We start from the raw sequence: 13,304 nt of genomic DNA, 5'->3' as shown, positions 1-13,304 counted from the left end.
GTACCTCGGTAGGGCCTACGGCTTGGCATTGTGGTCAGCGCCAGGGGCCGGGTCAATGTGCAGAAAGCTGACACGGCAGCGCGCCGAAAGCCCTTCGGGCGTGGCTTGCTCGAATGCACAGCCTGCCACGCGCGACACGCGGGCATGGTGCGCGCGCAGTTGCTCCAGCACGCGCAGCACCTCGATCTCGTGCATCCGGGCAAATTGCAGCTCCAGCACATGGCGTTGTACCCGCGCCTGGGCCGCTTCGGCCAGAGGCAGCTCCACGGTCTCGGGCGCGGCCAGCGTGAAGCTGGTGTGGCTTTGCAGGTCCTGCGCCTGGAGGATGCGCAGCAGGTCTTCGACCCACTGGGCGCGGGGCTCACCGCCCACCAGCCCGGCGGCCACCAGTTGCTGGTACTGCGGCAGGTGGCTTTGCACGTCGGCTTGTTCGGCGCGTGCCTCTTCGAGCAGGGCCTGCGCCGCCTGCTGCGCGGCCTCGGCCTGCTGCCAGCCAGGGACCAGAAAATGGCGCACGCCCCACAGGGCCAGCATCGCAAGCAGCAGGGCCGCCAGCACCCCGGCCAGTGCCCACACGGCGGGCCGCACCAGCGGAAAGACCACAGGCCACAGGCGCTTCATGAGGACTCTCCCGCAGTATCGGCCGTGCGCGGCCCCAGGCACCAGCGCCAGGCGTTGGCGGCGGCATCGGCCCCGGCGTTCCCGCCACCGGCCAGGGCCATCGCCCCCTCGGCGCGCACCGGGTCGGTGCGCACCTGCCACTGCGGCCAGGCCGCCACCGACTGGCCCAGCGCCTCCAGCAGCGCCTGGCGCTGGCGCGGCAGCAGGCCGGCGTCCGGGCGGATCTCGAACTGCCACTCGGCCTGCAGGGCGGTCGTGCCCGGTGCCGCGGGATCGGCCTCTCCCGCCAAAGGCTGCGTACCTGCGCAGGCCTGGGTGCGCAGGGCCTGTTCGGTGCGCACCAGCTGGGCCTGGGGGTGGGCCTGCAGCAACTGCCCCAGCATCCACAAAGGCTGCACGGGGTCGATGCCGTGCTGCAGTTCCTGGCGCTGCACTTCCATGGCCAGGCGCAGCAAGGGCACGTCGATCTGGCGCTGGGCCAGGTCTTCCCGGATGGCCTGGGCCTGGGCCTGCATGTCTGCGCTCTGCTCTATCCAGGCGCGACTTTGCTCCGCCGCTCCCAGCAAGGCCCTGGTCTGCAGCGCCAGGCCTGCCAGTCCGGCAAGCAGCACGACGGCCGTGGCCGCCATGAGGCCCCGGCGCGCACGCCGGGCCAGGTGGTGGCGGCGCAACTCCGGCGGTGCCAGTTGCCCCGGTGCACCACGGCCCGCCCAGGCGAGCACCTCGGCCAGCATGGCGCCGGCTTGGCGCGGCGCTGCGGCGGCAAGGAGCGCAAGGCCCTGGTTTTGCAGGCTTTGGAGCAGCTCGGGCGCTGGGTCCATGGGCAGGACCTGCGGCGCAATGTCACGCTCGATGATGCGGTTGTCGGCCAGGTATTTGAGCGTGAGCGCCACCTCGCGGGCCTGCAGGTCGGGCTCGGTTTCCAGCAGCAGGCGCGAGAATACGGGCACGCGGTCGTGCAGCAGCACCATGCGCATGCCATACGGCAGGCCCAGGCACAGCAGCAGCCAGCCATGGCGCGGCAGGTGGGCCTGGCGCGCCGCCCAGTGGGCCATGAGGTAGCTCAGCGTCCAGACGCCCTCGACGGGGTGCTGCGCCTGCACCAGCGCATCGAGCTGCGCCATCAACACCGGGGACGACACACCCACGGCATGCAGCCCGAAGGGCTTGGGCAGCAGCGGCTGGGCCGAAGCGGCCTCCCAACTGGCGTGCAGCGGCACATCGGGCAGCAGGGCCTGGTATTGCACCTGGATGAAGCTTTGCCGGTCCCCGCCCATGAGGCCGGGCACCTCGATGCGCACATGGGTTTCCTCCACCAGGTCGGCCACCACGCGCACTCCGGCGGGCGCGCCAGGCGGCGCGGGCAGGGCCAGGCCCCGGGCGTCGAGCCACTGCGCCTGTGCGGGGTTGACGAGCAGCAGGTGGGTGCGGGAGGATGAGCGCTGCGTCATGCCCGGATCTTGGAAATGGTGTCGTAGATGGGGCCCAGCACGGCCAGCATGATCCAGCCCAGGATCATGCCCAGCACCACGGTGAGCACCGGCTCGATGAGCGCCTGCACGCGGCCTATGGACTCGTCGATGTCGCGCGTGAAGAAATAGCTCACGTTGGCCAGGGCCTCATCCAGCGCGCCCGTGGCCTCGCCCACGCGCAGCATGCGCACCACGAGCGAGGGAAAGAGGTTTTCCATGGCGAAGGCGTCGCTGATGGAGGTGCCGTTGGCAATGCGCTCGCGCGCGCGCACCAGGGCGCGCTGCACGGGCAGGTTGCCGGTGATCTTTTCACAGTAGCCCAGGGCCTCGATCACCGGGATGCCGGTGCGGTACATGAGCGCAAAGCTGTCCATCAGCCGCGCCAGGATGATCTTCTTGATGACCGGCCCCACGGCCGGAATGGCCAGCAGGGCCTGGTGCAGCTTGAAGCGCAGCTGCTCGTTGGCACGCGCCGCCAGTGCGACACCGATCACCAGCGCCACCGGCGTGGGCAGGATGAGCCACCAGTAGCCGACGAAGGCCTCGGACAGCCAGATCAGCAGCCGCGTCTGCAGCGGGATCTCCTGCCCCATGTTGCGGATGAAGCTGACCAGTTGCGGCACCAGGTACACCATGAGGAACACCACGACGCCGGAGATGGTGATGGTGACAAACGCCGGGTACATGAGCAGCTTCTTGGTCTGCGCCGCCAGTTCGGCCTGCCACTTGAGCGAACGCACCAGCTCCCCCAGCACCTCGGCCAACTGGCCGGTGACCTCGCCCGAGCGCACCAGGTGCACCATCACGTCGGAGAAGATGCCAGGGTCTGCGGCCATGGCGTCGGCCAGGGTGCTGCCGTTCTGGATGCGGTCCATCAGGCTGGCGGCCACCTGGCGCAACTCCAGGCTGTCGGCGCCGTCGCGCAGGTCCTGCAGGGCGCCAATCAGCGGCACGCCCGCGCGCAGCAGCATCTGCATGTGAAACAGCAGGTTGATGAGCTCGCGCGTGGGCAGGCTGGCCAGGCGCAGCGCACGGCTGCGCACCGTGGAGAAGCGGATCAGCGACAGGCCCGAGGCACGCAGTTGCGCCTGCAGGTCGGCCTCGTGCAGGGCGGTGATCTCGCCCTTGACGATTTCCTTGCCCTCGTTGATGGCGCGGTAACGGTAGCGTGGCATGCGCGCTGGGCTCCGTTACAGCCTGGTGGTCAGGTCGACCACCCGGCCCACCTCTTCCACGGTGGTGATGCCCTCGAGCACGCGGCGCAGCCCGTCCTCGGCCATGGGCACGAAGCCGTGGGCCATGGCGTGCGCGGTCAACTCGCCCAAAGTGGCGTTGCGCGTGATGAGCTCGTCCAGCATGCTGTCCATGCGCAGCAGCTCCATGATGGCCAGGCGCCCACGGTAGCCCTGGAAGCCGCAGGCCTCGCAGCCGCCGGGGTGGGCGCGGTACACCGTGCGCCCGATGGCGTGCGCGCCGATGAGGCGGGCTTCGATGCTGCCCTCGGTGACCTGCACCTCCTCGCGGCAGTGCGTGCACACGCGCCGCACCAGGCGCTGGGCCACGATGCCGATGATGTTGCCCGCCATCACCTCGGGCGAGACACCCAGATCCTTGATGCGCTGGAAACTGCGCAGCGCCGAGTTGGTGTGCAGCGTGGAGAACACCTGGTGGCCCGTCATGGCGGCGCGGAAGGCCATTTCGGCGGTGTCCTTGTCGCGCACCTCGCCCACCAGGATGATGTCCGGGTCCTGGCGCATGAGCGAGCGCACGCCGTCGGAAAAGTCGATCTTGCTGCCGTCCGAGATGGAGGTCTGCCGGATGCGCGTGATGGGGTACTCGACCGGGTCCTCCAGCGTCATGATGTTGACGCTTTCCTCGTTCATGTGGCTGAGCACGGAGTACAGCGTGGTCGTCTTGCCCGAACCCGTGGGGCCGGTCACGAGGATGATGCCCTCGGGCCGCGCCAGCATCAGGTCGAGCAGGTAGTACTGCTCCTCGGTCAACCCCAGCTTGCTGTATTCGACGATGCCGCGCTTGGCGTCGAGCACGCGCAGCACGAAGTTCTCGCCATGGATGGTGGGCTGCACGGCGGCGCGGAAGTCCACGCTGCGCCCGCCGATGGACAGCGACACCCGCCCGTCCTGCGGCGCACGGCTCTCGGCGATGTTCATGCCCGCCACCAGCTTGAGGCGCACCAGCATGGCGTTCCAGTAGCGGCCGTGCAGCACGCGCACCTGGCGCAGCACACCGTCGATGCGGTAGCGGATGCGCAGGAACTGGCCCTCGGGCTCGAAGTGGATGTCCGACGCCAGCTTGTGCACGCCGTCGGACAGCAGCGCGTCCACCAGGCGCACCACCGGGTGGCTGTAGCCGCCCTGCCCCTGCGAGAGCGAGGCCATGTCGATCTGCCCGGTCTCGATCTCCTGGATGATGCCGTCGATGGACAGTTCGTAGCCGTAGAACTGGTCGATGGCGGCGAGCACATCGGCCGCACTGGCCAGGCGCCAGGAGATCGACACCCCCAGCCCCACGTGCGCGCGGATCTGGTCGCCCGCGATGATGTCGTTGGGCTTGGGGCTGGCGAGCACGAGCTTTTGCGTCTCGGCCTGGAACGACACCGGGAACACCTGGAAGCGCAGCGCCATGGCCTTGGGCAGGCGCGCGAGCGCCTCCGGGTCGGCCAGCACCGTCTGCAACTGGATGGTCTGCTGGCCCAGCGTCTGGCCCAGGGCCTCGCGCATGGCCTCTTCGGTCACGAAACCCAGAGCGATCAGCGCGTCGCCGAGCTGCTTGCCGGTCTTGCGCTGCTCCAGCAGGGCGATCTGGATCTGGTCGGCCGATACCAGCCCCATGTGCTGGAGCCGGTCGCCCAGACGCATGGGCGCCTGGCCTGCGGGCGGGGCGGATGGTGCAGCGGCGGTCGGGGTGTCGCTCATTGCGTCCACAGCTCCTGCAATTCGTCGATGCGCCGCTCCACAGAGCGCACCGGCACGCCCGCCGCACCCCATTGCAGCGCCAGGCGGTACATGCGCAGGGCCTCTTCGTAACGCCGCGCCTGGTCCAGCGCCACGGCCAGGTTGTAGGCGTAGGCGACGTGGCCGGGGGCGAGCGACTGCGCCAGCGTCAGCGGCCCCAGCGCTTCGGGCCAGCGTCCCTGGCGGCCCAGCAGATTGCCCAGCGCCGCCTGCGCAGCCGCATCGCGCGGGCGGGCCTGCACCCATTCCTGCAGTCGGCTTTCCGCCGTGGCCGGATCGGATTCGGAGAGGATGGCCAGCATGCCGGTGCGCGCGGTGTCGTTGTCGGGCCAGAGCTGCAGGCTGCGCTGGTAAGCCGCCCAGGCAGGTTCGAGTTGGCGCTGGCGGTGCAGGGCCACGGCCAGGCCCAGGGCCGCATCGGGGTCGTCCGGCCGCTCGGCCAGCACCTGCTGGTACAGCGCCTGGGCACGTGCGGCCTCCCCCTGGCGCAGCGCCGCCCAGGCGGCCTGCAACTGCGCCTGGGCCTGCGAGCGCACCAGTGTGGCCGCTGCCGCGCTGGCGGCGGGGCTTGCCGGGGCCGCCGCCGCCGCAGCAGCCATCAAGGCAGGGCGGCGCCGGGGTTCCGGCGTGGGTGCTGGGCCCGACTGCGGGCCGGGCGCCTCCTGGGGGGGCGATGGACTGGCGGCCGGTGGCTGGGGCACAGCGTCCGGGCGATCCGCCCGTGGCGCAACGCCCTGCCTCGCGGGGGCGGCGGGGACAGCGGGCTGCCTGGCCGGCATGGCCAGCGGGGCCGGCGGCGGAAGGGATGCTGCGGCAACGGCCGCCACCGCCGGCACCGAGGCCGCGAGTTCGGCGGTGCCCGGTGTCACGGCGGCTCCGTCCGTGGCCTGCGAGGCCGCCTCCAGTGGCGGCTCCACCTCCCCCTGCGCAGCAGCAGACCCGGCCACGGGTGGCGGCGCCATGCCCACCGGGGCAAGGCCAGGGCGTTGCTGCGCCAGCCAGTATTGCCAACCCAGCCAGGACAGCACCGCCAGCGCCATGCCGACGAGCAGGCCCCACACCATGCGGCGCACCCGCGCTCCGTCGCGCTGCGGCGGCTGCGCAGCAGTGCCCACCATGGCCTGGGCGGCCGCGCGCGCCGCCATGGGGGCCATGCCCGGGGCCGCTGGCGCGCCAGTGCCGGAGGCAGGGGCGGCGGGCTGGCGGACAGGCGCCGGGGGGGGTGTAGGGGCAGCGGGCGCCTGCGGTGCCTCGGGCGTGGACGCCGCGGGTGGCGGCGCGGGCGGCGACATGGGCGCTGCCTCTGGCGCAGCAGGCTGCGGCACCGGGGCCAGCGTCAGCTCCGGCCCGCCGGCTGCGGCCGGCTCCGGGGCGAGCGCTGCGGGCGCCGCTGCGGGCGCCGCTGCGGGCGCCGCTGCGGGCGACGCAGCGGGCTCCAGCGCCAGCGGCTTGTTCTGGCTGCGCTGCAGGGCTTCAAGCAGCAGGCTCATGGGCGGCCTCCGGCGGCGGATTCTGGCGCAGGCGCGGGCTTCATGCGCTCGGGCATGGGGCGCAGGGCTTCACTCAGGTGGGGCTCAAAGGCCTGGTAGTCCCCGGTGAGGCTGGCGCTGGAAACCACCGTGGGCCGCAAAAAGATGACCAGCTCGCTCTTGCTGCTGGCTTTTTTCTTGTACTTGAACAGTTCACCCAGCACCGGCACGCTGCCGATACCGGGCGTCTGGTCGGTGCTGCCCGCCACATCGTCGCGCATCAGGCCGCCCAGCACGGCCGTGTCCCCCGAGCGCACCTTGATGACCGACTCCATCTCACGCGTCTGGATCTGCGGGATGCGGCTGCTGATTTCCGAGATGTTGATGCCGTCGTTGCGCGCCTGGGCCAGGTAGATGGGCACGGCCGGATCATCGACGTAGCTGACCACCCGCGAAAGCGTGGGCCGCAGGATCAGGGTGACCTCATCGCCCTCGCCCACCTGCGGCATGACACTCATGACCAGCCCCACCGACACCGTGTTGGGCGTGGACGTGAGCGTGAACGTGGGCGCCGAACCGGCCGAGCCCGGCGTGTAGTTGGCCGACAGCGTGAAATACACCAGGTCCTCGGTGACCTTGAGCAGCGCCGCCTGGTTGTTGAGCGCGCTGATCTTGGGGCTGGACAGCACCTTGGTATTGCCAAAGGACTCCAGCAGGCGCAGCGCCACGAACAACTGCATGGTGTTGTTGCCGCCCATGCGGGTGTACGAAGGCGTGAAGTTCGCCATGCTGGGAATGACACCGCTGACCGGCACGCCCGAGGGCAGGACCGTGCCCGCGGGCCCCACCTGCAGCAAGGGCAGGCCGTTGCGCACCAGGGACCAGTTGATGCCCTGCTGGTACTCGTCGGACAGGTTGACCTCGACGATGGTGGCCTCGATCATCACCTGGCGGCCGGCGCTTTTCATCACGCGGTCGATGAACTCGCGCACGCGCATGTGCTGGCGGTAGGTGGCGCGCACGGAAATCACGCCCGTTTCCGGGTTGGCGATGACCGAGGCGGACTCGCGAAACCGCGCTGGCGCCGCTGCAGGCAGGGCCGGCGCGGCTGCCGCGCCAGCCACCGGCGCCGAAGCCGCCGCCGCAGGGCCCGCGGCCGGTGGCGCCACCGCGGCCGGCGCGGCAGCCGCGCCCTCGGGGATGATCTTGTCCGTCTCGCGCAGCAGGTCGCGGATGTTCTGGGTCAGCGTCTCCCAGAAACGGTTGTTGGAATTGTTGGTGAGCGCGCTGCTCGAACTGTTGCCTGCCCCCGAGCCGCCTGCGCTGGCGCCGCGTGCGATGCTGGTGCTGGCACCGATTTCGCTGCGCGCCTCGCGCGCCACGTTGAGGTAATCGACCCGGTAGTGCCGCAGCACGGGCGCATCGGGCATGACGAACAGATTGCGCCCCTCCATCTCATAGCGCATGTTCACCTGCAGCGCCGCACGGTCCAGGATCTCGGTCAGCGTCTGGTCGATGGCATTCATGCTCACCGTGCCGGCCAGATCCGGATGCACGTCCAGATTCAACCGAGCATCCCGTGCGATGGCGAACAGCAGGCTGCGGATGTCCACGTTGTGCACGCTCACGGAAAACACATCGGCCTTGGCCCGCGAGGCGCTGGGCGGAGGCGGCAGCAAGGGCGCATCGACCAGCGCCGGGGGCTGGCCGGGTGCTGCCGCTGCGGGCCGCAGGTGACCGCCCCCCGGCGCAGGCGCGTTGCTGGCACAGGCCGTCAGGCCCAGGGCCAGCAGCAGCGCCAGCGGCCGCAGGCCGCAGGCAGATTTCAGGGAGCAAGGCGGGGTTCCAGACTTCATGACGGCGCCCGTTCGGGATAGGTTTCTGCGCGCAGGCGACCCAGGGAGCGCGGCAGGGGTTTATGGGTCTTCCGGCTGGCGGGCCATTCTTGCAGGTTCTGCACGGCCTGCGCCCGGCTGGCATGGCGCCCCACGTACACGGCCCACACCGGCGCCGCCGGAGCCCTGGAGCCGGGGTAGATGCGGTCCTGGACCCACACCTCGGTACCGGGCTGGCGCGCCTGCTCCAGCAGGCGCAAGGCCCCGGCGGCGCTGTCGGCCAGGCCGATCTGCAGCACCCAGAACTCCTGCGCCGGATCGTCAAAGACCGCGCGGGTGCGCAGGACGGCCTCGCGCAGCGCCGCCGGCAATGCAGCGTAGCGCTGCCCCGTGGCGTCCTGCGGGGGCATGGGGGGGGCGGCGGCCACCGGGCGTTCGGCCTCAGTCTCCTCGGGGGGCGGCGCCGGGGCCGCGGCCGGCAGGGCCGCCTCGGCAGCGCCATGGGGGGCAGAGGCCGCAGGCTCCGCGCCCGGTCCGGGCACCGGCGCCGGCGCGCCATCGAGCGCCTGCGGCGCCGCAGCCATGGCCGCCGGGGCGCTGCGCTGGCCCAGGCCGTAACCCACGGCCACCCCGGCACCCAGGCCCGCCACCGCGGCCAAGGCCAGCCACTGCACGGGGCGGCGCCAGCGTGCGGCGGGCGCAGGCGCCTTGCGCAGGGCTGCGCCGCCGCCCTGGACCTCGGCCACCGCCATGCGCACATGCGCACGCCCCACCTGGCGCGCCCCCTGGGCGAATGCCGCCAGCAGGGCCTTGTCGGCCAGCAGGTGGATGGCGCGGATGCGCCCGCCCGAAGCCTCGGTGAGCGCGTGCAGGGCGCGCGGCTCGAACAGGGCTCCGCCCTGCCAGCCCGCGCGGCGCAGGCGGTGCTCGATATAGGCCGCCGCTTCGGGACCGTTGAGGGGCTGCAGTTCAAAGCGGTGCACCACCCGGTCGCGCACCTGGCGCAGCTTGGGCAGGGCCAGCAGCGCGTCCAGCTCGGGCTGGCCAAACAGCACGATCTGCAGCAGCTTGTGCTGGGCCGTCTCCAGGTTGGACAGGAGCTTGATCTCCTCCAGCGATTCGGGCGGCATGGCCTGGGCCTCGTCGATGAGCACCACGGCGCGCCGCCCCTGGGCGTGGCGCTGCAGCAGCGCCTGCTGGATGGTCAGCACCAGGGGCTGGCCTTCGGCCGGGGGCTGCAGGCCCCAGTCGGCGATCAGCGACAGCAGGATCTCGCGCGGGCCGAACGAGGGGTTGGCCAGATAGACCAGATCGACCTGAGCGCGCGGCAGGCGCTCGGCCAGCATGCGGCACAGCATGGTCTTGCCGCTGCCCACCTCGCCCACGACCACGACGATGCCATCCTCGTCGAGCACGGCATGGTGCAGCGCATCCAGGATGGCGCCGCGCGCCTGCCCCTCGAAAAAGAATTTGCCGTTCGGCGTGATGCCGAACGGAGCCTCACCCAGCCGGAAGTGTTCAAGGTAGAGGGAAGACAAGGCAAATTCTTTTCAGATCAATCATTTACAAGATGTTGTTGAAAATGATAGTGCATTCTCCCCAGGGACGGGGAGAGATGTAACCTGATGTTGACCCGCCGTGTGGCGGGAACGCAAAACCCGCGTCACCGGCGCTGCCAGACGGCGGCGAAGAAGCCGTCGGTCTGATGGCGGTGCGGCCACAGGCGCAGGTAGCGCTGGCCGTCCTCGCCGCCGGCGCACAGGCTGGCGGCCTGCGGCACCTTGAGCTGGGTGAGCAGCGCGCCCGCCTCCAGCAGTTCGTAGTCGCCGTGCGCCTGGGTGAAGGCCTCGGCAATCGCCTCGTTCTCCTGCGGCAACAGGCTGCAGGTGGCGTACACCAGGCGCCCGCCCGGTTTGGGCAGGCGCGCCGCGCTCTCCAGGATGGCCGTCTGCTTGGCCACCAGCTCCGCGAGCGCCTGGGGCGACTGGCGCCACTTGAGGTCGGGGTTGCGGCGCAGCGTGCCCAGGCCGGAGCAGGGGGCATCGACCAGCACGCGGTCGATCTTGCCCGCCAGGCGCTTGACGCGCTCGTCGCGCTCGTGCGCAATGGCCGCAGGGTGCACATTGGACAGCCCGCTGCGCGCCAGCCGCGGCTTGAGGGCGTCGAGCCGGTGGGCGGACACGTCGAAGGCGTACAGCCGCCCGGTGCTGCGCATGGTCGCGCCGATGGCTAGGGTCTTGCCGCCGGCACCCGCGCAGAAGTCCACCACCATTTCGCCGCGCTTGGCGTCCAGCAGCAGGGCCAGCAACTGGGAGCCTTCGTCCTGCACCTCGATGGCGCCGCGCACGAAGGCGGGCAGCTTGGCGAGCGCGGGCTTGCCCTGCACGCGCAGGCCCCAGGGCGAGTACGGTGTTGCTTCTGTTTTGATAGCTGCTTGCGCAAGCTCCTTCTGCACCAGCTCGCGTTTTTCCTTCAGGATATTGACCCGCAGGTCCAGCGGCGCGCTGGTGGACAAGGCCTGCACCAGGGGCCAGAACTCCGTGCCCAGTTGCGCCTTGAGCGGCTCGGCCAGCCACTCGGGCAGGTTGTGGCGGTGGCGCTCGAGCAGGTCGTCCTCGGCAATGGCGTCGCACTGGTCGAGCCACTGCTTTTCACGCTCGTTCAGCGCCGCCTTGAGGAAGTCGCGCGGGCCGTGCGCCGCCTGCGGGTGGCTGCGGCGCGCCTCTTCGTCCTGCCACTGGGCAAAGCCCAGGATGGCCAGGCGCCGCTCACGCGGGCCGCTGCCCGAGGGGGCCAGGTGGTCGAACAGCAGCTTCTTGCGCAGCACGGCGTAGGCCGTCTCGGCCAGGGCGGCACGCTCGCGCGGGCCAAGGTGGCGGTGGTCGCGGAAAAAGCGCGAGACCACGGCGTCGGCCGGGTGCTCCAGGGTGAGGGTGAGGCGCACCAGTTCGGCGCAGGCTTGCAGGAGGGCGGTGGGATGCATGGGCGGGATTGTCCCACCCCTGCCGCTCAGCGCACGAACACGGGGTCCGCGGCGTGGCGCTGCAGCTCCTCGGGCGTGCTGGCCTGGGCGGCATCGAGCACCAGCAGGGGCCCGGGCAGCGCGAGGCCGTATTCGAGCCGGTGGCACAGCGCCAGGCTGTCGGCGGCCTCCAGCCCAGGCAGGTCCAGGAACAACAGGTAGGCGCGCCGCCGCGGGAACTCGCGCAGGTGCTTGCGCACCAGCCAGGCGCGCGCCACCGGCCGGTGGCGCGCGAGCTGGACCTGCAGCTCAGCCTGCTCGAAGGCGCTCAGATCGTGGCGCACGGCGCGCGTGAAGAAGGCCGTGGCCGCCAGTTCCTCGCCCGCGCGCTCCTCGGCCTCCTGGGCACGCTCCAGGCGCTTGCGCCACTGCTTGTAGGCGCCAGCGTCGTGTTCCATGCCGGGGCGTGCGGTCTCCAGCTCGGCCAGTGCGGTGCGCGCCGCCCACCAGCGGCTGTCGCCGTCGCCGTCCCAGAGCTGGTCCAGGTACTGGAGCTTGCCCTGGCGGTCTGCGTCGGGCAGGCAGGGCTCCAGACCGCGCAAGGCACCGGCATGCCCGGGGCTGCGCTGCAGGGCCTGCTCGTACAGGGGGCGCACGTCGGCACGCGGATCGAGCTGGAGCGACAGGCGCGCCTGCTCCACCAGCGCGTCGGCGCTGCTGTGCGCCTGGGCCGCGCAGAGCTGGTGCACGCGCTCGCGCACCTGCGCCAGCCAGGCGTGGTGCCGCTTCCATTCGCTGGCGTGGTCGCGGCACCACTGCTTGTCGAAATGCGCGATCCAGCGCTTGGCATCGCTGCCCAGCAACTCCAGCGCGCTGCCTTGCGACCAATCCGGCAGAAGGGGCGCCACCTCCAGCGCCTCGATGCGCTCGCGCAGGCCGGGGTGGGTGTCGTCCACGCTGCCCAGACGCTTGAGGGCCTGGCGCAGCGCGTCGTTGGCGAAGGCCTGCTCGGGCATGCGCGCCAGGCGCCTGCGCAGCGAGCGGTACGGCCCCACGGGCAGGGGCTGCGCGGCCGCCTTGCTCCAGTGGCGCGCCCAGAAATGGCGCTCCATCCAGGCGCTGCGCACCTCGATTTCCACCCAGGCCGCAGCCACCACCTCGCGGCCCACCAGGCGCCCGGCGATGCGGTCCGCCTCGTACTCGTCCTGGCGCGCCAGTGCGAAGCTGCGTGCGGCAAAGCGCGGCAAATACCAGCGCATGAAGGCGTTGGACGCCGCCGCCACGATGCCGCCGTCCTCGCGCAGGCCCTGGTGCATGCGCAGCCAGGCTATGCGGGTGCGGTAGATCCAGGCGGCAAAGCGCCCATGGCCGCCGCGCAAATGGCCGTATTCGTGGCCCAGCACGGCCAGCAGGCGCGGGCGGTCCAGCGCCATGAACAGCGGCAGGCCGATGGTGAGGTGGTTGACCGCGCCGCCCAGCAGGCCGTAGCGCGGCTGCTGGCGGATGCAGGCGTTGAACGCGCCGTCCAGGTAGACATGGTGGATGTGCGGGCCCTGGATCTTGCGGCGGATGCGCTCGAGCGCCTCGAACAGGGCGGGCGCGTCCAGCGCCGTGATCTCCACGCCCTCGGGCGGGGCGCTGCGCAGCCACAGCGCCTGCAGGCTGGTCCACAGCAGCGCCAGGCCGCCGATGAGCGCCAGCACCAGCCCGAACCTGAAGCGCCCCTGCAGCAAGGGCGGCAAGGCCCAGGCGAGCATGCCCAGGGCCAGCAGCAGGCCGCCCAGCACCCAGGCGTAGCCCAGGGCTGCAAAGGCCGCCACGCGCCAGCGGTAGGCGCGGCTGTTTTCGGCGCTGGCAATCTCGCTCATGCGCACCAGATGGACGAAATCGGCCTGATCCACGCTCCTGCCCTCCAAGACGCTTGCCGGGCATCCATGCTAACCGGCCCCCACCCCCTGGCGGCCGCGCGC

9 protein-coding genes are annotated in these 13,304 nt (G+C 71.2%); all 9 read right to left on the bottom strand.

Going from position 1 to position 13,304, the window contains the following annotated elements; all coding sequences use genetic code 11:
- Positions 1–15: 15 nt before the first annotated feature.
- Positions 16–621: a hypothetical protein gene (locus tag CGR01S_RS10110; protein WP_042426134.1), complete on the bottom strand. Its 606-nt coding sequence runs from the start codon at positions 619–621 to the stop codon at positions 16–18.
- Entirely contained in the window at positions 618–2,072 is a 1,455-nt protein-coding gene (locus CGR01S_RS10105) for a hypothetical protein (RefSeq protein ID WP_042426130.1), read from the bottom strand. Before CGR01S_RS10105 ends, CGR01S_RS10110 begins: the two co-directional genes overlap by 4 nt.
- Positions 2,069–3,268: a type II secretion system F family protein gene (locus CGR01S_RS10100; protein WP_042426126.1), complete on the bottom strand. Its 1,200-nt coding sequence runs from the start codon at positions 3,266–3,268 to the stop codon at positions 2,069–2,071. The genes CGR01S_RS10105 and CGR01S_RS10100 overlap by 4 nt, the downstream gene beginning before the upstream one ends.
- 15 nt (positions 3,269–3,283) lie before the next feature.
- On the bottom strand, positions 3,284–5,029 hold the full coding sequence (locus CGR01S_RS10095; RefSeq protein WP_042426123.1) for a GspE/PulE family protein: 1,746 nt from the start codon (positions 5,027–5,029) through the stop codon (positions 3,284–3,286).
- Complete coding sequence (locus CGR01S_RS17230; protein WP_084690628.1) at positions 5,026–6,558, bottom strand: tetratricopeptide repeat protein; 1,533 nt, start codon at positions 6,556–6,558, stop codon at positions 5,026–5,028. Before CGR01S_RS17230 ends, CGR01S_RS10095 begins: the two co-directional genes overlap by 4 nt.
- On the bottom strand, positions 6,555–8,393 hold the full coding sequence (locus CGR01S_RS10085) for a type II secretion system protein GspD (RefSeq protein ID WP_042426115.1): 1,839 nt from the start codon (positions 8,391–8,393) through the stop codon (positions 6,555–6,557). The genes CGR01S_RS17230 and CGR01S_RS10085 overlap by 4 nt, the downstream gene beginning before the upstream one ends.
- Positions 8,390–9,910 (bottom strand): AAA family ATPase, encoded by a 1,521-nt coding sequence (locus CGR01S_RS16175; protein ID WP_052382538.1) that lies wholly within the window; start codon positions 9,908–9,910, stop codon positions 8,390–8,392. The genes CGR01S_RS10085 and CGR01S_RS16175 overlap by 4 nt, the downstream gene beginning before the upstream one ends.
- 125 nt (positions 9,911–10,035) lie before the next feature.
- Positions 10,036–11,355, bottom strand: coding sequence for an RsmB/NOP family class I SAM-dependent RNA methyltransferase (locus tag CGR01S_RS10075; protein ID WP_042426112.1), 1,320 nt, complete (start codon positions 11,353–11,355; stop codon positions 10,036–10,038).
- A 26-nt stretch (positions 11,356–11,381) separates the two neighbouring features.
- The gene (locus CGR01S_RS10070) at positions 11,382–13,235 is read right to left on the bottom strand and encodes a M48 family metallopeptidase (RefSeq protein ID WP_042426110.1); all 1,854 of its coding nucleotides are present in this window, start codon (positions 13,233–13,235) and stop codon (positions 11,382–11,384) included.
- Between the last annotated feature and the right edge of the window lie 69 nt (positions 13,236–13,304).

The sequence above is a fragment of the Comamonas granuli NBRC 101663 genome (genome assembly GCF_000739995.1).
Classification (GTDB): domain Bacteria; phylum Pseudomonadota; class Gammaproteobacteria; order Burkholderiales; family Burkholderiaceae_C; genus Simplicispira; species Simplicispira granuli.
This window is presented reverse-complemented; position numbering and strand designations above follow the sequence as displayed.

Bases quoted from the DNA above. Each gene is read 5' to 3' on its own strand.
- CGR01S_RS10110 (WP_042426134.1), bottom strand. From the start codon at position 621: ATGAAGCGCCTGTGGCCTGTGGTCTTTCCGCTGGTGCGGCCCGCCGTG.
- CGR01S_RS10105 (WP_042426130.1), bottom strand. From the start codon at position 2,072: ATGACGCAGCGCTCATCCTCCCGCACCCACCTGCTGCTCGTCAACCCC.
- CGR01S_RS10100 (WP_042426126.1), bottom strand. From the start codon at position 3,268: ATGCCACGCTACCGTTACCGCGCCATCAACGAGGGCAAGGAAATCGTC.
- CGR01S_RS10095 (WP_042426123.1), bottom strand. From the start codon at position 5,029: ATGAGCGACACCCCGACCGCCGCTGCACCATCCGCCCCGCCCGCAGGC.
- CGR01S_RS17230 (WP_084690628.1), bottom strand. From the start codon at position 6,558: ATGAGCCTGCTGCTTGAAGCCCTGCAGCGCAGCCAGAACAAGCCGCTG.
- CGR01S_RS10085 (WP_042426115.1), bottom strand. From the start codon at position 8,393: ATGAAGTCTGGAACCCCGCCTTGCTCCCTGAAATCTGCCTGCGGCCTG.
- CGR01S_RS10075 (WP_042426112.1), bottom strand. From the start codon at position 11,355: ATGCATCCCACCGCCCTCCTGCAAGCCTGCGCCGAACTGGTGCGCCTC.